This window comes from Thermaerobacillus caldiproteolyticus, assembly GCF_015326725.1.
GTDB classification, from domain to species: domain Bacteria; phylum Bacillota; class Bacilli; order Bacillales; family Anoxybacillaceae; genus Thermaerobacillus; species Thermaerobacillus caldiproteolyticus.
Map to the genome: position 1 here is coordinate 1218858 of NZ_CP064060.1, position 26375 is coordinate 1245232.

The following is a 26375-nucleotide window of genomic DNA, read 5'->3' on the forward strand; positions in this document are numbered from 1 at the left end:
TGGACACGTTAAACAGAGAGAAATAGCTGAACTTAGGCAGCTACTTTTCTCTGGTTAGCGTAGTAAGCAGCCTCAAATTCACATGGCGATACATATTCAAGAGCGGAATGACTCCTTTTTCGGTTGTAGAAGCATTCGATGTACTCAAAAATGGCTTGTTTCGCTTCTTTTCGCGTACGGAATCGATTTGGATAGATGCATTCTTTCTTGATTAAGCTATGAAACGACTCCATACAAGCGTTGTCGTAACAGTTCCCACGTCTCGACATACTGACTTGGAAATGATGCTCTTGTAACAGTTGTTGATAATCATTCGACGCATACTGGCTTCCACGATCCGAGTGGTGAATCACTCTTCCTGTTGGTTTCTCGTTGTTTAACACTCGTTGTAAGGCTTTGATGACTAACTCTTTGGTCATTCGTGTATCGATATACCAACCTACGATCTTTCGTGTATATAAATCCATGATGCTCGCTAAATATAACCATCCTTCATCAGTAGGAATGTACGTGATATCGGCCATCCATACTTCATTTGGAGCCGTTGCTTGGAAGTTCTGTTCCAACAGATTCGCATACACGTTGTAAGGGTGATTACTATTGGTCGTTGCCTTGTATTTACGCACTGTAATTGATCTCAATCCTTCTTCGCTCATGATACGAGCGACTGTCTTTTGAGACACACGAATTCCTTGTTTGCGTAGTTCTTGCGTAATTTTCGGACTTCCGTAAATCTTGCGTGACTTGAGATACTCGTTCCGAATCTGTTGGGTCAGTTGTTCTTTTTTCTCTTTTTGGTTGCTTTTTGGGCGTTTCAGCCATGCATAATACCCACTTTTAGAAACACCGAGAACTTGGCACATCTTCACCACGCGAAATTCATTTCGATGTTGAAAAATGAACGCGTAAATTACTTCTGGTTTCTGGTGAAGATGCCTAACGCCTTTTTTAAAATCGCTAATTCCTCTTCCAGCTCTTGATTGCGACGGCGTAGCTCGATGATTTCTTGATTTTGTGGCTTGATGTTTCCTGAACCTACAAAGCTTGTGCCATTGCTTTCTTTGTATTCTTTGACCCAACGGTGAAGAGTGTTGTATGCCAATCCTAATTCTTTTGCCACTTGGGCGATGGACTTGTCCCCCTCCAAGCATAACTCAACGGCTTGAATCTTGTATTCTTGATCAAATGTTCTCTTTTTCATGATTGGACACCTCGAACCGATTGTAATTAAGTTTATTATAATCTCTCTGTTCTCTGTGTCCACTTTTTAGACTAACATCAAATTTCATTCATAAATTTTCTCCTTTAAGGCTTTATTATCCATGAAGTACTATTACCCATGTTGTGTTTAGTAAGCCTTTTTTTATGATATCTGGTATTGTTTTAGGTAACTTAATAGCTATGATTTTCTCATTTGCTGGCATAGGAACTCTATTCCTAACTTATCCAACCCTTTATGATGTAATAAAATTAGTTGGAGCAACTTATCTTGTATACCTTGGTGTTCAAATGTGGGCTAAAACAGGTAAACCGATACAAACCAATAAGGACTCTATTTCTAAACAACCTACACTTCAAGCCTTCTGGGTTACCGTTTTAAATCCAAGAAGCTTCTTCTTTTTTGTCTCGTTCATGCCTCAATTTATAAGTAAAAGGGAGCCGTTTTATTATCAGATTTTAATTTTAGGTTTAACATTTCTTAGCTTAGTTATATTCACAGGTATCATTTATATTATAGTTGCCGACAGAGTGTCCCAATTTCTAAATAATAACTTTCAAAAATGGATATACCGAATCGGTGCGATCAATTTAATTGTCACAGGAATCGCTGTTCTTGATCTGAAACATTTTTAGGTAGATGGCGACTAAGATAAGTTGTTACTCATCCCTCAATAAAAAAACGGCCTCCGAGAAAATAGGAAGACCGTTTTTTGTCTTTTATCCTCATTATTTTTGATACTGGTTCGTATTGTTCGAATCAAGGTTATAAGACAGTGGTAAAATCCTCGTTAGAGTGCGGAAATACTGGCAAAAGAAAAGGAGGGGAATCATTGCCGACCCATGAGTTGTTGTCACCAGCACGACGTGCGTTTAAGATTTCTTTTACTTCTAGTGTATCCCATTGACTAAAAACGGTAGAAATATTGCATTGATTTATGATTTGGAGCCGTGATTCTTTTTTAACCCTGCCTCTGCTTTGGGGAGCAGCAGCTTCCGAAAAGCTTCATCATGCTCGATGGAGAAGCAGGTTTCAAATTCTTTTTGCTTGCTGCTCGTCATAAATGATTTTAAATAAAGCAACGTATCATTTGGGGCTTCTAATATGGTCTCGGCCAGTTCTATAGCACGATCTAAAATGTTCTTATCTATGACAATTTCATTTGTCAAACCGATGCGTAAAGCTTCATTTGCATCAATTGTACGGCCCGTCAGGCATAGTTCTCTCGCTATGCCCTCTCCCACAATCCATCGAAGTGGTGTGATGAGCGGGGGTGCCCCAAATTTAACTTCAGGATGGCCGAATAAAGCGGACTCCGTACAAATTCTAAAGTCGCAAAAGGCCGCCAAATCAAATCCGCCTCCGAGTGCAACGCCGTTGACCGCCGCAATGGTTGGTTTGGGAAATAACCAGATATCCTTATGGTATTGTGACGATGATTGTAATAAACGGCCAAATTGCTCAGGATTGTTAAATTCGGATAAATCAAATCCGGCGGAAAATGCAGAAGATGAACCCGTAATGATCACAGCCATCACATCGTCGCTTGTTTTCCAAGCATTTAGGCATTCTGAGATTTCCTCTCTCATTTGCATGGATATGGCATTCTTTTTTTCGGGACGATTTAATGTAATAATGCCGACCCTGTTATTTATTTCTGCGATAATATGGTTGAATTCCAATTCCATTCCCTCCATTCGAAGGTCATATCTGGCACCTTTTCCAGATTTCCATTGTAACGGATACCACCTGTGCCCGTGACAATTTCAAATCCGCAATTAACGTGCGAAATCCGCATTTTGTTGGCGGTACCCCTATTATTCGACGAGAACAGGTTACTGTATACCCTTGACTCTTTGCATAGGACACCGCTTTTTCCCTGCTCCATTGATAGAAAACAAATATCGTTAATCTCTCTTCACTGGGATGCTAACCATTGACAAAGAGATACATACCAAAATGATTTCAATTTAGTATTTATTTTTTATAATATAATATAACATAAGAATTGATTCAGAAAAGGGGGAATATTCTGTTGTTTAGAGCTAAAATTTTTCAAAATTTCCTCGATTTTACCGAAGCGTCTGGATTCGATTTATTGGTGAAATGGTTAATAGTATCACTTTTGCTATGTTGATGCCTTTCTTAGCAATCTACATGAATGAAAAAATGGAAACCGCTTGGCAAGTAGGAGTGGTGATGTCTCTATCTCCTCTTGCAATGATTATAGGCTCATTTTTGGGAGGAAGGATTTCAGATTCGATTGGGAGAAAACCTGTCATGGTTTTATCCATGGTCGGAAATGGTCTCTTTTTGTTTGGGTATGTCATTTTTGACCATTTTCTTGCCTATTGTTTTATTTCTTTTGGTGCAGGATTCTTCAATGCTTTTTTTCATCCCGCAGCATCCGCCATGGTAGCTGACGTAACACCAGACAACCAACAAACTGAGGTATTCGTTTTTTTGAGAATGGGCATGAATATTGGAGTTGCGGTTGGTCCTATGTTAGGCACCTCGGTCTTGTTTTTTTCTAAAAGCCTTATTTTCATTCTTGCAGCTACTTCCCTAATTCTATATGGTATTACGCTGGCTTTCCTACTTAAAGAAACCCTTCATAGAAATTCCAAAGCAGAGGAGGCAAAGAAGACTATTACCAAAGGAGCATCAAAAACTTTCACCACCTTGTTAAGCGACAGAGTTCTGTTCTCCTTTATTATCGCTGGATTACCTATCGCTTTAGTATTTCACAAACTGAAGGGATGCTTCCACTCTATTTTGATAAGGAAATGCCTTGGTTTAAGGGGCCTGAAAATCCTTATCCATATCTTATGGCTTATAACGGTCTTCTTGTAGCTACCCTGCAATATGTAGTTTCCAAATGGGCTTCCCCACGCCCAATGGGATCTATGATGCTGGTAGGAAGCATCATGTTTGGATTGGGTATAATCGAGATTGTTTGCGTAACGCATTATTTTCACAGCTTGATATCAAACTGGTCCGTCATGATCACATTTCTGCTAATTGAATATACCCTTTATACCTTTGGAGAAATGATTTTGCTTCCCGTTCAATCTACGTTCATTCTACGTTTAGCTCCAAAAAGTTTACGTGGTACCTACTCGGGCGTTTCCAATCTACACATGATATTGGGAGTCATGATTGGTCCTGCTCTTTCCGGGTACTTTTTTGATATGAGACAGGGATTCCAATTTTTATTACTAATGGGTTTCGTATGCATATTTTCTGGGCTTGCATATGCTCTAATCAGCCGGTCAGTGGAGTCAAGAAAGTCATTTTCCCTCTAAGCTTTGTTAAAGAACAATGTTGATTTTCTTATTCAACTTCTTTCATCTGTGGTGAAGATCGCTTTATGGCTGTCTAACAGGACAGGTTGATTAAGTAAAAGGATTAAGATTTAGAGGAGGGTATTTAATGGAAATTGCAATTGTAGCTTTTGATGATTTTACCGATATTGATGTGTTTTTGCCTTGAGATTTATTAAATCGCGTTAAAGAACGTGGATGGACCGTCAAAATTTACGGAACGAAAGATTTTCATCGGTCTGTCACAGGTTTAACAGTACCAGTCCACTCTAAAATTGATGAATTAGGAAATGCAGATGCCATTCTGTTTGCGAGTGGTCCGGGAACAAGGAAGCTTTATAAAGATGAAAATTACCTCAAAAGACTTAAATTAAATAGTTCGGAGCAATTAATAGGTTCTATGTGTTCAGGAGCTCTCATCATAGCAGCTCTTGGTTTATTAGACGGTAAGACTGCAACCACTTATCCAACAGCAAAAAAGGAATTAGAAAAGTTTAATGTTAACGTTGTTGAAGAATCATTTGTGGTTGAAGGTAATATTGCAACCGCAGCTGGTTGCCTTGATGCTCAAGATTTAGTTGGCTGGTTTATTGAAAGGTTAGTTAGTAAGAAAGTTAGACATGCGGTATTAAATTCGATTCAGCCTGTTGGTAAAGGTTTAACTTTTAATAAGTTATTGAGTTAGCAGATGATTTACTTCAAACTTCAATAAGGAGTAAAGCCTTTTTGTTGTACTAACGGGTAGTAACATTCAATAATACCATCATTCTGATTAGTTGAATTTATATACTTATCTAAAAAAGGGGATGAATGTTTTATGAAATATCGCGACTTTACATTGAATGATTTTGATTCAGTAATTGATTTATGGAAAAGAGCAGGTTTAATTTTATCGCGTTCTGATACGATAGAAGGATTTGAAAAAAAATTAAAAAGAGATCCTGAATTGTTTTTTGTGGTAGAGGAAGATGGACGAATTATAGGTGCAGTAATGGGTTGTTACGATGGTAGAAGAGGATGGATAAATCATTTAGCTGTTGACCCAGAATATCAAGGGCGAAATATAGGCAAGGAAATCATGATGGAACTTGAAAAACGGTTTAAGAGACTTGGGTGTGAGAAAGTAAATCTATTGATTGAGAAGGATAATTGTAAAGTTCAAGGATTTTATGAAAAATTGGGTTTTAAAACGGATGAATTAATATTCATGGAAAAGTGGATTTAGTTATCTTTTGTGAAAGTATGTTTATTCCGCTAATGGGGTTCTGTAGTTGAATAGTGGCAATGACTTTAAAAGTTTGAGGAAAAATTCCACAAGCTTTTTTGCAAGATAAGAAAATAATATAAAAAATGTTCTTGTTCAACTTCCATGGAAGAACGAATGAACTTCCATCATCTGTGGTGAAGCTCGCTTCATGGGTGACTAAAGGGGTAGGTCAATTCAACACGATTTGCGATTTTAGAAGAGGTATTAAGATACTCAAAAAAATGGTGCTTAGCGGAGGTAATTTAGATGAATTTTGCTATTTTAAATACTTTTACAGAACAAGCCTTTAAAGGAAACCCTGCTGCTGTTTGTTTGTTAAGTGAGGAAAAAGATAGTGGTTGGATGCAGAGTATTGCAAAAGAGATAAATTTACCAGTTACTGCTTTTATAAATCGTTTTAAAAATGAGTACCATTTACGCTGGTTTACCCCTTCTACCGAAATACCTATTTGCGGACACGGAACACTGGCAAGTTCGTTTTTTTTGTGGGAAAAAGGATATGTTGAAAGAGAGAAATCCATTGCCTATCATACAAAAAGCGGCGTTCTCAAATCACAGTTTGTAGATGGATGGGTTCAATTAGAGTTTCCTTCTATTCTTGAGGAGAAGACAATTGCTCCTGATTTACTGATTAAGGCTTTAGGTGTTGAACCTATATATGTTGGAAAAAGCAAATTAGACTATTTAGTAGAAGTAAAATCAGAAGATATTGTAAGAAATTTAAAGCCAAATATAAACCTGATTGCAAAATTACCAGTCCGTGGTGTTATCGTTACGAGTCAATCTAATTCAAAAGATTTTGACTTTATTTCACGTTTCTTTTCGCCAGCTCAAGGTCTCAGTGAGGATTATGTAACTGGTTCAGCACATTGTTGTTTAGGTCCATATTGGAAAAGTAAGTTACATAAAACCGATTTTACTGCTTACCAAGCTTCAGAAAGAGGGGGGATTTTAAAAGTTAAGGTTTTAGATGACAAAGTTTTACTATCAGGAAAAGCAATAACCATTTTTGAAGGCAATCTAACAGTTTAATATTAAGTAGTCCTTACTGAACTTCCATGGAAGAACGAATTACCTCCCATCACTGTGGTGCAGCGAAGTGATGTAATGCTGGCATTACTCAAAATGAAGTGGGAATATATATTGCCAATTCTGATAAAGCCTTGAACAAACGGCTAAGTGACAGAATATATAATGTCTATAGAAAACGGGAGGCAAAATCAGAAGAAGTGGGTAAGTCAGATTTAGAACAGCTTTTCTTTGAGGTTCGTGAATTTATGGCTACTGAAAGAGAAAAAGCAAAATTATATAAGCCTTCAAAAGCAATTTGGACTCAGGTAAAAGCGTTGCAAAGATTACTATTGAACGTTCAACAAGACTGGCTCATTGATGCTTTAATTAAACGAGCGTTGGATACACTATCAGTTACAGATGATTTGCAAAAATATTTAGCTGAAAAAGAAACAAATCTATAAAATTTTGTAAAATTGATGATGCTGAACATTTTTGGAGAGATAGAGAGATATACGAGTGTTTCGATATTACAAAGATTTAAGACTATTTAAAACAGTGATAAATAACGTCTAGGAATACAATAAATCCTAGACGTTTTTATTTAATTACCATAGATACCTATCTATAATGGAGATCCGGGAAACAAAATAATAAGACAAATATTTTGAAAAATCGAATTTACTACCTGAATATTCTGAGAATAGTATCTTTCTCTGTTGGTGAAGTGAAGGTACCCGTTAAACAACATAGGGAATATTATACCAAGCATATAATGTATATTATACGCAATTCAAAATGATGATTTTATGATATACTCGCCCCTGATGTTTCAAGGGGGGCTGATTCATTGAGAAGTTTGAGATGCAACACAAAAGATGTCACATCTACCAATTAGTTGATGGGCTGTCAGTGTCAAGTGGTTTCCTTGACACTGGCAAAGCCCGATCAACTATGATTGATGAAGCTGATGAGAGGGGATTATTAAACACTGTCTACTTGACAGGGATATGTTTAGTGAAAGTACTCCTTTTTATTTTTTCTTACCGGAAGTTCACATCAAAAAATCTCTTGTTATAATTCTAACTTTAATTGTTTAAGTACAACCTGATAAGCTGCATGTGCTCCCTCTAGAAATCCTTTACTGAAGGTATCTTGAGTCTTCTCAGCATTCAATTTATACATACCTGCTGCTCTTTCAAAATCCTGAATACAATCTTTGATTATATTCCCTATACCTTCTGTGCCTTCTCTAGCCTCTATTTCTGAACGTAGTTTGGAGATGACTAAACGATAAGTAATAGCCATACCTTCAAACATACCTTTCATATATTCTTCAGGAATTTCTTGTACATTATCCATAAAGGCTGAACTTACTTTAGGTTCTACTTGCTTTAAAAACTGTGAAATGCTTGTATCTGTTTGATTTCTAGAGGATTGTTCCATCATTTCAATTTGTTTAATCAGTTCCTCAACTTTTTTTATAATCCCTTGTTCCCATTCTTCCGTTTTATAATCAAAATCCCATCTGAGCTTCTGTGCTGCCATTTGATAAGCTAACCTATTTCCTTCCCAGAATCCCTTCTCATAGTCATTAGAAGCTTCGTTTTTACGTTCTTTCGCTTTCAACTCGTTTTCTTCAAAAAATAAAATACAATCTTCTATCTTTGCCCCTCTAAATAATCTTTTTCGATAATCTTCCATTATCCCAGCTCCTTCCTACATTGTTAACAATATTATACACATTTGTTAACAGAAATGTAAACAAAAAAATAAAAAAACCACGATAAAATTCGTGGATTTACGATTACGTAATTAAAATTATAGGAAATTCATTAAGTTTTCAGTGACAAACACTGCATAATTGTTTATTGCATGCAAAATACACAGGTAGTTCAACAACTCCTGAAGAACCTGTTACACCAACTAATATATTCAAGCTTAATAACTCCTTTACATTACAGTTTCTCTTGGCGTACCTTTTTTTCATTAATTAATAACGAAGATAAACTCGTAACTATACCCAAAGCACCTGCAATGAAGAAAAGATATTTTATATTGAAATAATCTGCACTGATCCCAAAAATAAATTGGGCTACTGGTGTTGAAAGCATTGAAATCGCCATCATAATACTATTAACTCTTCCTAATAAATGAATAGGCACAGAATATTGAACAAAAGTAGGAATAAGGACTCCTATAAAACCAGTAATTAAGCCAATTACGAAAATAAAAATTAGAATAATTACAAAATTTTGAATAAAACATAATGCGGCAATACCAGTAGCTTGTAAAAGAAAAGATAAATAGACAATCTTCAATTCAACCTTGTAAATGCTTTTAACTGAAAAGATTAAACCAGTTAACAAACTTCCCATTGACATTGATGAATATATATATCCTAAATACTTAGCATCATCACTAATATTTTTAGCCAAAAAAGGGAACAATACATTAACCCCGTTTGCTCCAATATTTACAAAAAACATAGTTATAATCAAAGAAAAAATCATTTTTTGCCTATTCAAAAATCTAAAACCAAGTTTTAAATCCGAAAAGTAAGAAGTTTTGTCATTATTATGGTTCACATTTTCAAGATGACTATTTTTAGAGTCAATAAACAAAATGAAAAAAGTTGAAAATACATATAACATAGAGATGGCTATCAAGGAACGTTCTATTGAATTTGATTCAACCATCCAAGCGGCGATTAAAGGGCCCAAAATGATGGTTGTTCTTACAACAGTGAAGTATTGACTATTGAGACGACTCAAATATTCAGTAGCGACTAATCTTGGCTTTATTGATTCTGTGGCTGACCAATAAAAAGCATCAATCGCTCCAAACAAAACGGAGACCATTATGAGAATTTCAAAAGAGATAGTATGATCCCATAACAGAATAGCCAAGACTAACACAATGATTGCCCTTATCATGTCTGACAACCACATAAATAACTTTGCCCCTATTCGATCAATAACCGGTCCACAAAGAAGCGCAGCAATAAATCTCGACAAACCTAGGGAAAATAAAACTGCTCCCATCAAAAAACCTGATTGCAAAACGTCAGCAATATACCAAGCTATAACAACACTGTATATGACATCCCCCAAATTTGAAAGAAATGTTGCTATACAAAATTTCGTAGCGTTCAAAATGATCACCCCTAGAAAGATTGAGATTAGGCATGTAATGCACTTGTGAAACAGAACAAAATCATAGCATAGGGTAAGGGGATGTTGTAATATAGCTAAAAATTCAATATATTACAATTATATACAATAATTGTATTGAAAAAATAAAGTAATACAAAGAATTTTTTGTAATATAAGCAAGTGGTGAAAGAAGCATTAGAAGCTGGAAATAAAGCATTGGTAGCTAGAAGATACGAGCTTAGCCCGAATCTTGTGCAAAGATGGGTGAAGGCATATGAAGAAGGAAAACTAGGACAAGAAATGGTTTCCTCTCCCTCTTCAGCTGAAATCAAACGGCTGGAGGAAGAAAACGAGCAGCTCAAGAAGCTATTAGGGGAAAAAGATTTAGAAATCGCGATTTTGCGTGATTTGATAAAAAAGAAGAACCCTCACTTACTGAAAAATTGGAAGTAGCTGAGCAGTGGATCAAGAAAGGATATCCGATTACAAAAGTATTGGAGATTCTAGAAATCCATCGCTCAACCTACTATTATCAACAGAACGGAAAAGTCGAGAAGAAAACAGTAGGTGGGGGACGTCCAACACCCGGCTACTCTCTAACGGCAACTGGCGAAAAAGTGCCAGACGAACAAATCCAAGAATGGCTCTCTGAGCTTGTGATGGGAGAAGGATTTACCTACGGATATCGCAAGCTGACCATTCAGTTAAGAAGAGACCATCAGCTTGTGATCAGTAAGAAAAAAGTATATCGATTGTGTAAAGCGATGGACTTACTGCGTCCGCAGCGAGAGAAACGGATTCCATATCCGAAGAAAATCGCTCGGAATCGCATCCTTACAAGCTCAAATCAGTTATGGGAAATGGATGTGAAATATGGGTATATCGAAGGAGAAGAACGCTTTTTCTTGGTTTTGTCGCTCATCGATGTGTATGACCGTTCGGTGATTGATTACCATATTGGGTTGAGTTGTTCAGGAAGCGATGCCGTAAAGACGCTTCAAAGAGCGTTATTCAAGCGTCAGCAATTTGAACAGGCAAATAAACCTGTGATTCGGACAGACAACGGCCCGCAATTTATTTCTCATGCCTTTGAAGCTGCCTGTGAGCGATTTGGAATCGAAGATGAACGGATTCCACCACGGACGCCGAATATGAATGCGCATATTGAAGCGTTTCATCGTTTACTGGAGGAGGAATGTCTAGGAAGAATGGCGTTTGACAGCTATGAAGAAGCTTATCAAGCCGTGATGGAGTACATGAAATTTTAGAACGAGCGAAGGATTCATTCGAGTATTCTCGATCTTCCACCGCATGAATTTTACAAAAAAGCGCAAATGGAATCGTTAATCATCAAAGAAGTTCGCGTATAAGGCAAGAGGATTTTGTCTTCTTGCCAAGAAAAAACGAGAAATTTTGAGAATAACCTAAAATAAGATAGGATGTGTCCAAATTTAGGGGGTCAATCCGTTTTCATTGTGTATTGGGTCAAAAATATTTATGCAGTGTAGGAGGTCTTTCTTTGCTTCTCGATTGAAGGTATTTCACTTTGAGTGATTTTTATAAAAGAATATTGGGCGCATTGAGCGCCCGCTTTATATATAGGAGTATTTTATCTCGATAGGAATACAAGTTGAGATAAATATAAGATGTTAATAGAAAGATATTTCAACCGACACTTCATTTTGCACTTTTTTATAGCTAATTTCTTTAATTATTAATCTTAATAATCGATTGAGTTCCTTAGTTTCAATGGTATTGTCTGATAACCCTCTAAGAGCTGCTTCAATTCTCTCTTTTCTTTCTTCTTTAGAAATACCTTTGACTTCTTTAAAGTTTTCTTCTATCTCTCTTAGTTCATTTTTAATTTTTATGATCATCGTTTCTTGTTCTTTTGACATGTTATTCATTACTTCTTCGTTAATTTTCCCCATTACATACAAATTATAAATTCTATTCAAACCATCTTCCGCATTTTTTAGTTCTTTTCTTTTCTCAGCAAGTAAATCGTCCAATTTGTATTGATTGGAAGGTTGCGGGCTATCAAAAGATTTAATTTCATTTAAATATAGTAAGAGTTCGTTTTCGATTGCTTCAAGTAAGATGTCAGCATCGATTCCGGGATGACCACATTGGTTACCAAATGGATCGGTTTTCTGGCACTTTACCACGTAGCACTTTAATCCTTTGGTTACAGTTTTCTTATTATTCATTCTCATCGAATAGCCGCATTTACTACACTTTATTAGTCCTGATAAGGCATAGACACCATTTCTAGCGCGTTTTGGAACTTTCTGTTTTGCATTTTTAATCGCCAACATTCGTGAGTGTTCTTCTAAAGTTTTTATTGCCGTATGGCAATTCTCAACAATAATCCATTCATCTCTATCCTTAATTTCTAAAGGTTTAGTTGGCTTATTTTTATGGCCACTTCCACTAGTTTTTCCATAGATGATTCTCCCTAAGTGAATCTCACTAAAAATTACACGCTCAACTTTAACTTCGGACCAATATTTACCTCTATTTGTTTTTACACCCATTTTATTAACTTTAACAGCAATGTCTTTTAAGGATGCTCCATTTAAATATTCTTCTACCATCATTCTGTAGATCGGTAGTTTTGCCTCATCAACTACTAAACTTTTTGTATTTCTATCATAAAAGTATGGAAAAGGGGGTACACCGTTTGTCCATCTACCTCTTTTTGCACCCCTAATTTTTCCTGCTTTTAGCCTACCCTTTATTAAACGGTATTCATGTTTTGCCATTAATGCATCCATGTCATTAGCCAATTCTTGGTTCTCATCATTGTAATCAAGGACTTTTTGTGGGGTAATAACGACAGTATTAGAAGCTTTAAAAGCTTTTCTGATTTCACCTACATCCGCCCAATCTCCACGTCCTAATCTATCAGGATGAATCACTAAAACAGCATCATATACACCGTTTTTAACTTCGCGTAACAGTTTTTTTAATTCAGGTCGAAATTCAATACTGTCACTGGTACCAATCTCCTCATAAATTACATATTTAAGATTATATTTTTTGGCTAATTCTACTAGTTCTAAACGATGATTCGCAAGGACATCTTCTTCACTTTTATCATCTCTGCTTTTACGTAAATAAATAGCAACAAATTCAATGGAAAGAGCGTTTATTATTTCACCAATATTATAGTTATACATGGTTTTTATCACTTTCCTTTTCTAAATAGGTACTTAAAGCCAGAGAAAAGTTTTTAATAGAACTTAAAGTTGGTTTATTAGAAATGATTTTTATTTTGTATCCAGATTTTGATGTTATAGTCTTTTCTTGCTTTTTGGTTAAATTAATCATCTTTGTATCACCTCTGAATAATTTCAAAGATGATACCAGCGCTTTTTTGATATTCTAAGTTCTTGATTAAAAGTTATTATTTTCAGAATATTGTCAGGTGAAATTTAGAGGTAAGTATGGTAATATTCCTTTTAGTTTGAACCAATAATTAAATAATGAAAAAAATTCAAAAGGAAGTGTTGAGAGATGTCAGTACATGGGAAAAAATACACGAATCGATTAATTCATGAAAAATCACCTTACCTTTTGCAACATGCACATAATCCGGTGGATTGGTTTCCTTGGGGACCTGAAGCTTTCCAAAGAGCCAAAAGGGAAGGTAAGCCAGTGTTCGTATCTATTGGCTATTCCTGACCCTTCGGGGTCAATAGATGAAGATGAAAGTGAGGATGCTTATATCTACATGTCATTGGTGCCATGTCATGGCACATGAAAGTTTTGAGGACGAAGAAGTTGCAAAGATATTAAATGAAAAATATGTGTCCATTAAAGTGGATCGGGAGGAACGACCGGATATTGATTCTATTTATATGCGTGTTTGTCAAATGCTCACAGGGCATGGCGGCTGGCCGCTAAGTGTATTTTTAACTCCTGATCAAAAGCCGTTTTATGCAGGAACGTATTTTCCTAAACGAAGCCGGTATGGACGCCCGGGATTTATTGAAGTACTTACACAGTTATATGAGAAATTTAAAAAACATCCGGACGAAATCATAAAGATTTCAGAACAAATCACGAAAAGCCTCCATCAATCTGTTCAAGCTCATGAGAAAGATCGGCTTCCATCAACCGCTTTAGATCAAACATACCGACAGTTGGCGAACAGTTTTGACGGGATTTATGGCGGCTTTGGCGATGCTCCGAAGTTTCCCATTCCGCATATGCTGATGTTTTTAATGCGTTATTACAAATGGAAAGGACAAGAACACGCGCTGCTCATGACAGAAAAAACGTTGAACAGCATGGCTAACGGAGGAATTTACGATCATATTGGATACGGTTTTGCTCGTTATTCGACCGACGCGATGTGGCTTGTGCCGCATTTTGAGAAAATGCTTTATGATAATGCCCTGCTTTTAATAGCCTATACAGAGGCATACCAGCTTACCAACAATGAACGCTACAAAGAAATAAGCGAGCAAATTATCGAGTTTGTGAAACGAGAGATGACATCGACGGAAGGAGCGTTTTACTCGGCGATTGACGCAGATTCAGAGGGAATCGAAGGAAAATATTATGTATGGGATCAAGATGAAGTGTTGAACGTGCTCGGAACGGAATTGGGTGAATTGTATTGTGAAGTGTACGACATTACAGAAGAAGGGAATTTTGAAGGACATAACGTACCTAATTTAATTCATACGAACTTGGCGGAGATTGCAAAACGATATGGACTGGCGAAAGAAGGGCTAAAAGAAAAGCTCGAAGCGGCGAGACAACAACTGTTTGTCGAGCGTTCGTCACGCGTTTACCCGCATGTTGACGATAAAATTTTAACCGCTTGGAATGCGTTAATGATTGCAGGTTTAGCAAAAGCGGCGAAAGTATATGAAACTGGCTCCTACCTTGACATGGCAAAGCAAGCGCTGGCATTTATTGAAACACATATCATTCAAGATGGAAGAGTGATGGTGCGCTACCGTGAAGGCGAAGTAAAAAATAAAGGGGTTATTGACGATTACGCCTATTTGATTTGGGCTTATGTCGAGATGTATGAAGCGACATTTGAACGATCATATTTAAAAAGAGCAATGGAACGTACTCAAGAGATGATCGAGCTATTTTGGGACGAGGAAAACGGCGGTTTTTACTTTACAGGAAAAGATGCAGAACGGCTAATTGTTCGCGAAAAAGAAATTTATGATGGGGCTTTGCCATCAGGAAATAGTGTTGCGGCTGTGCAAATGATTCGCCTTGCTAGACTCACCGGTGACTTACAACTATTAGACAAGGCGGAAAAGATGTATTCGACCTTCAAACGTCAAGTGGAAGCGTATGAAAGCGGTCATACGTTTTTCCTTCAAGGCTTGTTGCTTTTCGAGATGCCGACAAAGGAAATTGTGATTTTTGGGAAAAAGGGCGACGAAAAAAGAGAGAAACTATTGAAGCTATTGCAAAAAGCATTTGTTCCGAATTATTCCGTATTGGTTGCGGAACATCCATCTGATTTTTCCGCAATTGCCCCCTTTGCAGCGGAATATCAACAAATCGGAGACGAGACTACTATCTATATATGTGAAAATTTTGCTTGTTTACAACCGACGACTGATGTTGAAGAAGTGTTGAAGCAGCTGCTTGAGTAAAAGTGGTTGTATTAATTCAATATGGTTTTGCGAAATGTCAAAGAAAGAGAATGTTTTTAAAATAGACAGCAGGATTCTTTTTCTTGATGAAGAAATACTAGAAAAAAGAACAAACAAAAGGAGAGAAAAGGAATGCCGATCACAAATCCAAGCCGCGAGGAGATTGCACAAATCTTGCAAAAAGCAAAACGCATTGCGGTCGTTGGTTTATCCAATAATCCTGAGCGCACGTCTTACATGGTAGCGAAAGCGATGAAAGACGCAGGATATGAGATTATTCCGGTGAACCCGACGATTGATGAATGGGAAGGAATTAAAGCGGTGAAAACGTTAAAAGACATTGACGGTCATGTCGACATTGTCAACGTTTTTCGTCGTCCGGAGCATTTGCCTGAAATCGCCCGTGAATTTGTGCAAATCGATGCGGATGTATTTTGGGCTCAATTAGGCGTTGTCAATGAGGAAGCTTACGAGTTTCTAAAAGAAAAAGGGTATACCGTTGTGATGGATCGCTGCATTAAAGTCGAACATGCATTAACGAAAAAGGGGTAAAACGGATTCGACCATCTTTGTTTTATAAAGATGGTCATTTCCATTTTTAGAGAGAAAATTTGCTTATTTTGCAGGAATCGTTAAAATAGGCATAGACGTTTCAAAAATTTATGTTACAATAAACAAATAGAAACAAACGTTCTTGTTTTACGTTGAAAGGGGTATGTGCGTGACGAATAAACAAGTATATGAATATAACGATGATGCGATTCAAGTGTTAGAAGGACTTGAAGCGGTTCGGAAGCGTCCGGGAATGTATATCGGAAGTACCGATAGCCGTGGGTTGCATCATCTTGTGTATGAAATTGTCGATAATTCCGTTGATGAGGCGTTAGCAGGGTACGGAAATTATATTCTTGTCAAAATACATAAAGACAATAGCATTACCGTGTTGGATGAAGGCCGGGGCATGCCGACCGGAATGCATAAACTTGGAAAGCCGACGCCGGAAGTCATTTTAACGGTGCTTCATGCCGGCGGGAAATTTGGACAAGGTGGCTATAAAACGAGCGGCGGCTTGCATGGAGTCGGTGCGTCTGTTGTCAATGCCTTATCGGAATGGCTTGTCGTGACGATCCATCGCGACGGTTTCATCTATCAACAACGTTTTGAACATGGCGGAACACCGGTAACGACATTAGAAAAAATCGGGACGACAAAAAAAACGGGAACGATCATTCAATTTAAACCCGATCCAACGATTTTCAGCACGACGACATTTCATTACGAAACGTTAAGCGAGCGGCTGCGGGAATCGGCGTTTTTGCTGAAGGGATTAAAAATTGAATTAGTTGATGAACGGACAGGAATGCGTGACGTTTTTCATTATGAAAATGGCATTGAAGCGTTTGTCTCGTATTTAAACGAGGAAAAAGACGTTTTGCATCCGGTCGTGTATTTTGAAGGACAACAAAACGGAATCGAAGTTGAATTTGCGTTCCAATTTAACGATGGTTATTCGGAAAATGTGCTTTCTTTCGTGAACAACGTGCGCACAAAAGATGGCGGAACGCATGAAGCGGGTGCCAAAACTGCGATGACGCGCGTATTTAATGAATATGCGCGAAAAGTGGGCCTATTAAAAGAAAAAGATAAAAACTTAGAAGGTTCCGATATTCGCGAAGGATTGTCCGCAATTGTGTCTGTACGCATACCGGAACATTTATTGCAGTTTGAAGGGCAAACAAAAGGAAAACTAGGAACAAGCGAAGCGCGTTCTGCCGTTGATTCCGTGGTGTCTGAGCATCTTACGTATTTTCTTCAAGAAAATCCGGACATCAGTGCAATGCTCGTGAAAAAAGCAATCAAAGCCTATCAAGCACGGGAAGCGGCACGAAAAGCGCGCGAGGAAGCGAGAAGTGGGAAAAAGAAAAAAGGAAAAGAAGCAGTATTAAGCGGGAAGCTAACGCCGGCGCAGTCGCGCAATCCGAAGAAAAATGAGCTCTATTTAGTCGAAGGAGATTCCGCAGGCGGTTCGGCCAAGCAAGGGCGCGACCGACGTTTTCAAGCGGTATTGCCATTGCGTGGAAAAGTGATTAACACGGAAAAAGCGAAGCTCGCTGACATTTTTAAAAATGAAGAAATTAATACGATTATTCATGCGATTGGCGGAGGAGTCGGACCAGATTTTTCTTTAGAAGACGTCAACTATGACAAGGTGATTATTATGACGGACGCGGATACGGATGGCGCTCATATTCAAGTGTTGTTGCTTACGTTTTTCTATCGCTATATGAGACCATTGATTGAAGCGGGAAAAGTGTATATCGCTCTTCCGCCGCTTTATAAAATTAGTAAAGGTACCGGAAAAAAAGAAATCGTCGAATACGCGTGGACCGATGAACAATTAAAAGAAACGGTAAAAAAGTTTGGCAAAGGCTATACAGTGCAACGTTATAAAGGTCTCGGTGAAATGAATGCCGATCAATTATGGGATACGACGATGAATCCGGAAACTCGTACGCTCATTCGCGTTCGGATTGATGATGCGGCAAGAGCAGAGCGGCGTGTTACTACGCTTATGGGTGACAAAGTTGAACCGCGTCGTAAATGGATTGAAGCCAATGTCGCCTTCGGATTAGAAGACGATCCAAACATTTTAGACAATGAACATGTATCGGTCGCAGGAGGGGATTATTGATGACAGAAAGACTGCTAGATTTACCGTTAGAAGACGTATTGGGCGACCGTTTCGGGCGTTACAGCAAATACATTATTCAAGAGCGCGCGCTTCCGGATGTGCGCGATGGCTTAAAGCCGGTGCAACGTCGCATTTTATACGCGATGTACATAGACGGCAATACGGCTGATAAAGGCTTTCGCAAAGCGGCGAAAACGGTCGGAAACGTCATCGGGAACTTCCATCCTCACGGGGATTCTTCCGTCTATGAAGCGATGGTACGGATGAGCCAAGATTGGAAGCTGCGGAACATTTTAATTGAAATGCATGGGAATAACGGCAGCATTGATGGCGATCCTCCCGCAGCGATGAGGTACACGGAAGCGCGTCTATCCGCGATTGCTTCTGAATTGTTGCGGGATATCGACAGACAAACGGTAGAATTCGTTCCAAACTTTGATGATACAACGAAAGAACCTGCTGTGTTACCAGCGATGTTTCCGAACTTGTTGGTAAACGGCTCTACCGGAATTTCGGCTGGATATGCGACAGAAATTCCGCCGCATTCGTTAGGAGAAGTCATTGATGCTGTCATCATGCGCATTGACAAACCGAATTGCACTGTCGATGAGTTGATGACCGTACTGCATGGTCCTGATTTTCCAACCGGTGGCATTATCCAAGGAAAAGACGGGATAAAAAAAGCGTATGAAACAGGAAAAGGGAAAATTATCATTCGCGGCAAAGCGACGATTGAGTCATTAAAAGGCGGCAAGCAACAAATTGTCATTACGGAAATCCCGTATGAAGTCAATAAAGCAAATCTTGTCAAAAAAATTGATGAACTTCGCTTTGATCGAAAGTTAGAGGGGATTTCCGATGTTCGCGATGAAACGGATCGTACCGGTCTTCGTATCGTTATTGAAGTAAAGAAAGATGCCGATGCAGAAGGAATTTTAAACTATTTATACAAAAATACGGATTTGCAAGTGCCATATAGCTTTAATATGGTTGCCATCCACGAACGACGCCCGAAACTGTTAAGCCTTCCTGAACTGTTAGACGCGTATATTGAGCATCGCAAGGAAGTCGTCACAAACCGTTCGCAATACGAATTGAAAAAAGCGTACGACCGCCAGCATATTGTTGAAGGATTAATGAAAGCTTTGTCGATTCTTGATGATGTCATTGCGACGATTCGTGCTTCTAGCGACAAGCGTGATGCAAAAGATAACTTAATGGCGAAATACGACTTCACGGAAGCGCAAGCAGAAGCGATTGTCTCTCTGCAATTATACCGCTTGACGAATACGGATATTACTGCATTGAAACAAGAAGCGGAAGAGCTGGAGAAAACCATCAGTGAACTAACGGCCGTTCTAGCGAGCGAAAAGAAATTATTGTCAGTGATCAAATCAGAATTGAAAAAAATGAAAAAAATGTATGCTGATGAACGAAGAACGGTCATTGAAGACGAGATTGAAGAGATTAAAATTAACCTTGAAGTGATGATTCCATCTGAAGATGTCATTGTCACGGTGACGAAGGAAGGATATATCAAACGAACAAGTCTTCGTTCGTACACAGCCTCGAACGGACAAGACTTCGGGATGAAAGAATCAGATCATCTATTAGCGCAGCTAGAAATGAATACAACCGATGTGTTGCTGTTATTCACCCGCCGCGGTAACTATTTGTATTGTCCTGTGCATGAATTGCCGGATATTCGTTGGAAAGAGCTAGGGCAACACATTTCGAATCTCGTGGCGTTAGATCGTGAAGACGAGATTATTGCAGCGATTCCGGTATCCAATTTCGATGAGCCGTTAGACCTCATCTTTGTGACGAAACAAGGAATGGTCAAACGAACAGAATTAGGACAATATAAAGTGCAGCGTTACACGCGGCCGTTCGTCGCTTTAAATGTAAAAGAAGATGATGAAGTCGTCACCGTTTATATGACGGATGGACAGCACGGCATTTTCCTCGTTACCTACCAAGGATATGGGCTGTGGTTTCATGAGAATGAAATTAGTACCGTTGGTGTACGGGCAGCCGGTGTAAAAGGGATTAACTTAAAAGAAGGCGACTACGTTGTTTCCGCACACCAAGTCAAACAGGAGCAAGTTTCGTATCTTATTATTGCCACACAGCGAGGTGCGGTGAAGAAAATGCGGATAAACGAATTTGAACGAACATCTCGCGCCAAACGAGGGGTCGTCATGCTTCGAGAATTGAAAACAAACCCTCATCGCATTGTAAGCTCGGTGCTAACAGAAAACGAGGAAGACGTTCTGTTTATACAAACAGCAACAGGAGCGATAGAAACGATTCGTTCCTCTCAACTGCGCGTGACCGATCGATATAGTAACGGTTCATTTGTCGTCGATAGCGAAGAAGCGGGAGAAGTCATCGATATGTGGAAACAACCGATAACGGATTCAGGGAAAGAGGAGATTCGGTGAGATTTAGGCGACAAGAAGCGTTTCGTTACGAGTTTGGGCAGCCACTTCCTTGCACCTTTCGCCTTGTGCGCATTGACGGAAGAAGTGTAGAAAGCGAGGAAGGGAGAGCGCACATTCATGATATTAGCCCGCGTGGGATGAAAATTGAAACATGGTTACACATTCCACCTGAGCAACAAGAAATTGAAATCCAAGTAACGTTTGCATTAAACGACATTGTATTTCGCTTTTTAGGAATGCTCGTATGGCAAAAACCGTTGGCCAGTCACTATTATTATGGAGTACGCCTTATGCTTTCCGATGTGCAGGAAGAGATGCTTGTCCGCGAAATTAAACAGCATGCGGCGCTCCGTCACGGCTTTCGAAGGTAGGGGGAGAAGACAAACCGGCTTGACGTCGTACTGCACGACATCAGCCGGTTTTTTTAGTAAAGGAGAACTGTCTAGCTCAGCGACCAACCCGTTTGCTTCTAGAGTCAACATTCATGCAAAATTTGTGTAAAGCAGATAGGAGATGTTTTAAACAGGTCAGGGGAAAACTAGTCTCTTGGGATAGCAACAGCATCCGATGAAGACATATTTGCTCATCGCACTTAGCGGAGCGCTTTTTCTTATTGAGCGATTTACAAACCGATTGAGATTTTGTTTACCAAAATTTCCACCACTTATTTGACCGTTTTCCGTTGGCGCTTGCCGCTTGTCGGAAGGAGAGCACAAGTTCGCGAAATGACTTTTCGCGTTCCATAATGCGTTCTTCATATTGTTTTCTCTCTTTTTCTCGTCGTTCGTATTCATCGTGCAAAAACTCCATAATTTCCTCAAGCTGTTCACACATATGATGAGTCTCTTGTTTTAGAGATCCCGTCCATTCATTTATTGATTGGTGGATATTTTGTTTGACGGAAGCGGTATCTTCTTTTATTTCTGCTATATAAGCAATGATTTGTTGGAGTGCTTCAGCCGTTTGTTGCTTCATTTCACCGGCAAATTCTTCTTTCACCCGCTTGGCAATTTGTTCAATAGTTTGCTCTACCATATAATGTGTGTCGTTGCACGGCAATTGAGATGCGTCAATGACTTCCCCTTCCATCACTTTTGTTTCTATGCTTTGCGTTGGACTATGCCTTGGCTTTGACGTTACAACTTTAGTATCCTCGTGATTGGATGTTGTTTGTTCTGTTTTCAAATAGTGGTGAATCTCTTGTTTTGTTCGCTTTTCTGAAGACCATTCCTTTATCATAGAACATTTGTGTAATAGTTCATTTGTATAAATGCGCGCCCCTTGATTAGTTCGAGGAATAACGAGAAATTCAGCATATTCTTTTTCCCATTGTTTTAATGTTCGCGGCGGGATACCAAGTTTTTTAGCTGCTTCGCGAAGGGTGTACGATTCCATATATGTGTCATCCTTTCTTGTAAAATGGCTATATGTTTATTTCCAATCTAATCATCCATTTTCCTGCGGAGATACAAAACATTACAAAAAAAGATGGATTTGGATAGAAAATTACAAAAACCTACAACTTAAACGTCAATCCAAAAGTGTCGAAATTTGTTGTTGACGAACTTGTATATACAAGATAAAATAAAATTAGCTTGTATATACAAGTTTTTTGAAAGCGGTTAACAAGGCGCGGGATTTTGCGAAAAGACAGGGGAGGTCATTATAATTATGGGAGCTTATGATCAATCAGTTGCACAAATTGTCGAAGCAATTGGAGGAAAGGACAATATCGTCGCAGCGACACATTGTGTGACACGTTTGCGATTTGCATTAAAAGATGAGGGGAAAGTGAATAAGGAAGCATTAGAAAACATTGACATTGTGAAAGGCTCGTTTTCTGCTAACGGTCAATTCCAAGTCGTTATCGGTCAAGGACTTGTCGATAAAGTATATAATGAAATGATTGAAATGACTGGTATTAGCCGAGCGACGAAACAGGAAATCAAGGATGCAGCGGAAGCGAACTTAAATCCATTACAACGCGCCATTAAAACATTAGCGGATATTTTCATTCCAATTTTACCGGCAATTGTCACAGCTGGTTTGTTAATGGGGATTAACAATATTTTAACAGGGCCTGATATTTTTTATGACGGGAAATCATTTGTTGAAGTCCATAAAGAATGGGCAGACCTTGCAAACATGATTAATTTAATTGCTAATACGGCGTTTGTCTTTTTACCGGGACTCATCGGTTGGTCGGCAGTCACGAAATTTGGCGGTAGCCCATTATTAGGTATTGTGCTTGGACTTATGCTTGTACACCCTGACCTGTTAAATGCGTGGGGATGGGGGGCTGCGAAGGAGAAAGGAGATATTCCTGTTTGGAATTTATTTGGCCTTGAAGTACAAAAAGTCGGTTATCAAGGTCAAGTATTACCGGTATTAGTAGCGTCTTATGTATTAGCCAAAATTGAGCAATTCTTTCGTAAGCGCATTCCTGATGCATTTCAATTGTTGCTTGTTGCACCGCTTTCCTTATTAATTACTGGGTTTTTAGCGTTTATCGCCATCGGACCTGTCACGTTTGCGATTGGTAATGCGATTACTAGTGTATTTGTTGCTATTTTCCATAACGTCCCAGCGATTGGCGGATTTTTATACGGTGCTTTATATGCGCCGCTCGTTGTCACCGGAATGCATCATACGTTCTTGCCAGTGGATTTACAGCTTATTTCAAGCACAGGCGGAACATTCTTATGGCCAATTCTCGTCATGTCGAACATTGCTCAAGGTTCGGCGGCATTGGCAATAATGTTTTTAGCAAAAGATGAGAAAGTAAAAGGACTTTCTTTTACATCGGCGGTTTCTGCTTATCTCGGTATTACGGAACCAGCGATGTTCGGTGTGAACTTGCGCTTCCGTTACCCGTTCATTTCGGCGATGACCGGTGCGGCAATTGCGGGAATGTTTATTACGATTAATAAAGTATTAGCGCCATCGATTGGTGTCGGTGGGTTGCCAGGATTTTTATCCATCGTTCCGCAAAAATGGACGCCATTCTTTATCGGTATGGCGATTGCGATTGTCGTTCCGTTCGCATTGACATTTGTGTTCGGTAAGTTACGAAGAGAAAAGCAATAACGATGAAGGTACCATTGGTGGGGGATGTTTCGCCAATGGTATCGTTTTTATCAATAAATATAGAGGTGGTGTCAGCAATGAACAAACAACCATGGTGGAAAAAAGCTGTTGTCTATCAAATTTATCCGAAAAGCTTCAACGATACGAATGGTGATGGAATCGGTGATTTACAAGGTATTATTGAAAAACTTGATTATTTAAAAACACTGGGAGTCGATGTCATTTGGTTAACGCCGATTTATCAATCCCCACAGCGCGACAATGGTTACGATATTAGCGACTATTTCCAAATTCATCATGAGTACGGCACGATGGAAGATTTTGAACGGTTAGTCTCGGAAGTACATCGACGCGACATGAAAATCATTATGGACATGGTCGTCAATCACACCTCGACTGACCATGAGTGGTTCCGACAGGCTCGCTCTTCCAAAGACAATCCGTATCGTGATTTTTATATTTGGAAAGATGGAAAAGCCGATGGTAGTGCTCCAACGAACTGGGAATCAAAGTTTGGAGGATCGGCTTGGGAGTACGATGAACAAACAGGACAATATTACTTGCATTTATTTGACGTGACGCAAGCGGATTTGAACTGGGAGAACGAAGCACTTCGCCGCCGCGTTTATGAGATGATGCATTTTTGGTTTCAAAAAGGTATTGATGGATTTCGCTTAGATGTCATTAATTTGTTGTCGAAAGATCAGCGATTTTTAGATGATGACGGTTCTGTACCTCCGGGAGATGGGCGAAAGTTTTATACTGATGGGCCGCGCATTCATGAATTTTTGCAAGAAATGAATCGGGAAGTGTTTTCGAAATACGACATTATGACGGTCGGGGAAATGTCATCGACAACGATTGACCATTGCATCAAATATACAAACCCAGAGCGCAAAGAATTAAATATGACATTTAATTTTCATCACTTAAAAGTCGATTATCCGAATGGGGAAAAATGGGCAGTAGCCGATTTTGATTTTCTAGCTTTAAAACGAATTTTATCGACATGGCAAGTGGAAATGCATAAAGGCGGCGGATGGAACGCACTATTTTGGTGCAACCATGACCAGCCGCGCATTGTGTCACGGTATGGAGATGACGGGAAGTATCATAAGGAATCAGCGAAAATGCTCGCGACGGTCATTCATATGATGCAAGGAACACCTTATATTTACCAAGGAGAAGAAATCGGCATGACCGACCCGAAATTCGAGCGAATTGAAGATTATCGGGATGTCGAATCGTTAAACATGTACAAAATTTTACAAGAAAAAGGAAAATCAAAAGAAGAAGTACTTGACATTTTAAAGCGAAAGTCACGCGATAATTCACGCACCCCGATGCAGTGGGATGACAGTGAGCATGCAGGATTTACAACGGGTACGCCTTGGATTCGTGTGGCATCAAACTACAAAGACATTAATGTCAAAAATGCGCTTGCGGATCCGACATCGATTTTTTATCATTACCAACTCCTTATCCAATTACGAAAACAATATGACATTATTACAACAGGTGATTATCAACTATTACTTGAAGATCATCCAGACATTTTTGCCTATATACGAAACGGGAAAAATGAGAAGCTTCTTGTTGTCAATAACTTTTATGGAAAAGAGACGACGTTTATTCTTCCAAGCGAAGTAGATGTGAGCGGATATACAAGTCAAATTTTGCTTTCGAACTATGAGGATTCACCAGAGCAGTTTAAAACAATCGTCTTGCGCCCGTATGAAGCGATTGTTTATTACTTAACGAAATCATGATACAATACATGTCGGTGATCGATATGTATGAAAACAAATATTTATCCATTTATCATGATATTGTCTCAAAAATTCGCCAAGGACATTGGAAACCCTATGATAAACTTCCATCGGAAAACGAATTAGCCGAGCAATATGAAACATCGCGGGAAACGATTCGCAAAGCGCTCAATCTGTTATCTGAACACGGGTATATTCAAAAAATGAAGGGAAAAGGTTCCATCGTTCTTGATGTTGGAAAATACGATTTTCCTGTATCGGGCTTAGTCAGCTTTAAAGAGTTGGCACAAAAAATGAAAACGCCGGCGAAAACGATTGTTCATGAATTAGAGGTCATCAAGCCGGGAGAATATTTAAAAAAGCATTTGCATGTAACGAACAAAGATGAGATATGGAAAGTCGTTCGTTCTCGAAAAATCGATGGAGAACACATTATTTTAGACAAAGATTTTTTTCATAAAAAATTTGTTCCTGTTTTGACGCGGGCGATTTGTGAGGATTCCATATACGAGTATATTGAAAATAAATTAAAATTGAAAATCAGCTTTGCAAAAAAAGAAATGTTTGTCGACAAAGTGACTGACGAGGACCGAAAATATTTAGACTTAAACGGGTATGATCATGTCGTTGTCGTGAAAAATTTTGTTTATTTAGATGATGCCAGTTTGTTTCAATTTACGGAATCACGACACCGACTAGATAAATTTCGCTTTGTTGATTTTGCGAGAAGAAATCATTGAACAGCACTTGCAAGCGGGCAAGTGCTGTTTTT

Annotated in this window: 19 protein-coding genes and 3 pseudogenes; 15 read left to right on the top strand and 7 right to left on the bottom strand. The window is 38.8% G+C overall.

Going from position 1 to position 26375, the window contains the following annotated elements; all coding sequences use genetic code 11:
* Positions 1-32: 32 nt before the first annotated feature.
* Positions 33-1201 (bottom strand): IS3 family transposase gene (locus ISX45_RS05980; protein WP_194520253.1). Its coding sequence is split into 2 segments (ribosomal slippage): positions 33-934 and positions 934-1201, totalling 1170 coding nucleotides; the frame shifts between segments, so codons are not numbered across the junction.
* A 143-nt stretch (positions 1202-1344) separates the two neighbouring features.
* On the opposite strand from ISX45_RS05980, the gene ISX45_RS05985 reads away from it, so the two are divergent.
* The gene (locus ISX45_RS05985) at positions 1345-1854 is read left to right on the top strand and encodes a LysE family translocator (protein WP_194520254.1); all 510 of its coding nucleotides are present in this window, start codon (positions 1345-1347) and stop codon (positions 1852-1854) included.
* 300 nt (positions 1855-2154) lie between these two features.
* On the opposite strand, the gene ISX45_RS05990 is transcribed toward ISX45_RS05985, so the two are convergent.
* A complete protein-coding gene (locus tag ISX45_RS05990; protein WP_003250473.1) occupies positions 2155-2901 on the bottom strand; it encodes an enoyl-CoA hydratase/isomerase family protein in 747 nt (248 codons plus the stop codon).
* A gap of 424 nt (positions 2902-3325) precedes the next feature.
* Between ISX45_RS05990 and ISX45_RS05995 the strand changes: the two genes are divergently transcribed.
* The 5 genes and pseudogenes from ISX45_RS05995 (at position 3326) to ISX45_RS06015 (ending at position 7284) form a co-directional block, all read left to right on the top strand.
* Positions 3326-4072, top strand: coding sequence for an MFS transporter (locus ISX45_RS05995; RefSeq protein ID WP_194520255.1), 747 nt, complete (start codon positions 3326-3328; stop codon positions 4070-4072).
* A gap of 579 nt (positions 4073-4651) precedes the next feature.
* Positions 4652-5227 (top strand): annotated as a pseudogene (locus ISX45_RS06000) (DJ-1/PfpI family protein).
* A gap of 132 nt (positions 5228-5359) precedes the next feature.
* Entirely contained in the window at positions 5360-5767 is a 408-nt protein-coding gene (locus tag ISX45_RS06005) for a GNAT family acetyltransferase (protein WP_194520256.1), read from the top strand.
* A 288-nt stretch (positions 5768-6055) separates the two neighbouring features.
* A complete protein-coding gene (locus ISX45_RS06010) occupies positions 6056-6841 on the top strand; it encodes a PhzF family phenazine biosynthesis protein (protein ID WP_194520257.1) in 786 nt (261 codons plus the stop codon).
* A gap of 197 nt (positions 6842-7038) precedes the next feature.
* A complete protein-coding gene (locus ISX45_RS06015; protein ID WP_228485638.1) occupies positions 7039-7284 on the top strand; it encodes a hypothetical protein in 246 nt (81 codons plus the stop codon).
* Positions 7285-7894: 610 nt separating this feature from the next.
* Here the strand turns inward: ISX45_RS06015 and ISX45_RS06020 are convergent.
* Positions 7895-8524: a hypothetical protein gene (locus ISX45_RS06020; RefSeq protein ID WP_194520258.1), complete on the bottom strand. Its 630-nt coding sequence runs from the start codon at positions 8522-8524 to the stop codon at positions 7895-7897.
* A gap of 254 nt (positions 8525-8778) precedes the next feature.
* A complete protein-coding gene (locus ISX45_RS06025; RefSeq protein ID WP_228485639.1) occupies positions 8779-9975 on the bottom strand; it encodes an MFS transporter in 1197 nt (398 codons plus the stop codon).
* 180 nt (positions 9976-10155) lie between these two features.
* Between ISX45_RS06025 and ISX45_RS06030 the strand changes: the two are divergent.
* Positions 10156-11345: pseudogene (locus tag ISX45_RS06030) on the top strand (IS3 family transposase).
* A gap of 279 nt (positions 11346-11624) precedes the next feature.
* On the opposite strand, the gene ISX45_RS06035 reads toward ISX45_RS06030, so the two are convergent.
* Entirely contained in the window at positions 11625-13157 is a 1533-nt protein-coding gene (locus ISX45_RS06035; RefSeq protein WP_194520259.1) for a recombinase family protein, read from the bottom strand.
* A complete protein-coding gene (locus ISX45_RS06040; protein ID WP_158077348.1) occupies positions 13150-13308 on the bottom strand; it encodes a hypothetical protein in 159 nt (52 codons plus the stop codon). The genes ISX45_RS06035 and ISX45_RS06040 overlap by 8 nt, the downstream gene beginning before the upstream one ends.
* Before the next feature lie 186 nt (positions 13309-13494).
* Between ISX45_RS06040 and ISX45_RS06050 the strand changes: the two are divergent.
* The 5 genes and pseudogenes from ISX45_RS06050 (at position 13495) to ISX45_RS06070 (ending at position 21118) form a co-directional block, all read left to right on the top strand.
* Positions 13495-15611, top strand: a pseudogene (locus ISX45_RS06050) (thioredoxin domain-containing protein).
* Between the two features lie 132 nt (positions 15612-15743).
* Positions 15744-16163 (top strand): CoA-binding protein, encoded by a 420-nt coding sequence (locus ISX45_RS06055; RefSeq protein ID WP_194520260.1) that lies wholly within the window; start codon positions 15744-15746, stop codon positions 16161-16163.
* A 163-nt stretch (positions 16164-16326) separates the two neighbouring features.
* Positions 16327-18303, top strand: coding sequence for a DNA topoisomerase IV subunit B (parE, locus tag ISX45_RS06060; protein WP_181556603.1), 1977 nt, complete (start codon positions 16327-16329; stop codon positions 18301-18303).
* Positions 18303-20747, top strand: coding sequence for a DNA topoisomerase IV subunit A (parC, locus tag ISX45_RS06065; RefSeq protein WP_194520261.1), 2445 nt, complete (start codon positions 18303-18305; stop codon positions 20745-20747). The genes parE and parC overlap by 1 nt, the downstream gene beginning before the upstream one ends.
* Positions 20744-21118, top strand: coding sequence for a PilZ domain-containing protein (locus tag ISX45_RS06070; RefSeq protein WP_194520262.1), 375 nt, complete (start codon positions 20744-20746; stop codon positions 21116-21118). Before parC ends, ISX45_RS06070 begins: the two co-directional genes overlap by 4 nt.
* A gap of 274 nt (positions 21119-21392) precedes the next feature.
* On the opposite strand, the gene ISX45_RS06075 is transcribed toward ISX45_RS06070, so the two are convergent.
* Positions 21393-22142, bottom strand: a complete 750-nt coding sequence (locus tag ISX45_RS06075; protein ID WP_194520263.1) for a MerR family transcriptional regulator — start codon at positions 22140-22142, stop codon at positions 21393-21395.
* A 276-nt stretch (positions 22143-22418) separates the two neighbouring features.
* Here ISX45_RS06075 and treP point away from each other — a divergent pair, with 276 nt between their 5' ends.
* The 3 genes from treP (at position 22419) to treR (ending at position 26343) form a co-directional block, all read left to right on the top strand.
* Positions 22419-23834 (top strand): PTS system trehalose-specific EIIBC component, encoded by a 1416-nt coding sequence (treP, locus tag ISX45_RS06080; RefSeq protein ID WP_194520264.1) that lies wholly within the window; start codon positions 22419-22421, stop codon positions 23832-23834.
* Positions 23835-23911: 77 nt separating this feature from the next.
* Positions 23912-25603 carry an alpha,alpha-phosphotrehalase gene (treC, locus tag ISX45_RS06085; RefSeq protein WP_194520265.1) on the top strand — a complete coding sequence of 564 codons (1692 nt, stop codon included), beginning with the start codon at positions 23912-23914 and terminating at the stop codon, positions 25601-25603.
* Positions 25604-25626: 23 nt separating this feature from the next.
* On the top strand, positions 25627-26343 hold the full coding sequence (gene treR, locus ISX45_RS06090; protein WP_181556597.1) for a trehalose operon repressor: 717 nt from the start codon (positions 25627-25629) through the stop codon (positions 26341-26343).
* Positions 26344-26375: the final 32 nt, after the last annotated feature.

Coding starts and splice junctions, on each gene's coding strand:
- ISX45_RS06055 (WP_194520260.1), top strand. CDS start 15,744: ATGCCGATCACAAATCCAAGCCGCGAGGAGATTGCACAAATCTTGCAA.
- ISX45_RS06040 (WP_158077348.1), bottom strand. CDS start 13,308: ATGATTAATTTAACCAAAAAGCAAGAAAAGACTATAACATCAAAATCT.
- ISX45_RS06010 (WP_194520257.1), top strand. CDS start 6,056: ATGAATTTTGCTATTTTAAATACTTTTACAGAACAAGCCTTTAAAGGA.
- treP (WP_194520264.1), top strand. CDS start 22,419: ATGGGAGCTTATGATCAATCAGTTGCACAAATTGTCGAAGCAATTGGA.
- ISX45_RS06075 (WP_194520263.1), bottom strand. CDS start 22,142: ATGGAATCGTACACCCTTCGCGAAGCAGCTAAAAAACTTGGTATCCCG.
- ISX45_RS06020 (WP_194520258.1), bottom strand. CDS start 8,524: ATGGAAGATTATCGAAAAAGATTATTTAGAGGGGCAAAGATAGAAGAT.
- ISX45_RS06005 (WP_194520256.1), top strand. CDS start 5,360: ATGAAATATCGCGACTTTACATTGAATGATTTTGATTCAGTAATTGAT.
- ISX45_RS06035 (WP_194520259.1), bottom strand. CDS start 13,157: ATGTATAACTATAATATTGGTGAAATAATAAACGCTCTTTCCATTGAA.
- parC (WP_194520261.1), top strand. CDS start 18,303: ATGACAGAAAGACTGCTAGATTTACCGTTAGAAGACGTATTGGGCGAC.
- treR (WP_181556597.1), top strand. CDS start 25,627: ATGTATGAAAACAAATATTTATCCATTTATCATGATATTGTCTCAAAA.
- ISX45_RS05995 (WP_194520255.1), top strand. CDS start 3,326: ATGGTTAATAGTATCACTTTTGCTATGTTGATGCCTTTCTTAGCAATC.
- treC (WP_194520265.1), top strand. CDS start 23,912: ATGAACAAACAACCATGGTGGAAAAAAGCTGTTGTCTATCAAATTTAT.
- parE (WP_181556603.1), top strand. CDS start 16,327: ATGTGCGTGACGAATAAACAAGTATATGAATATAACGATGATGCGATT.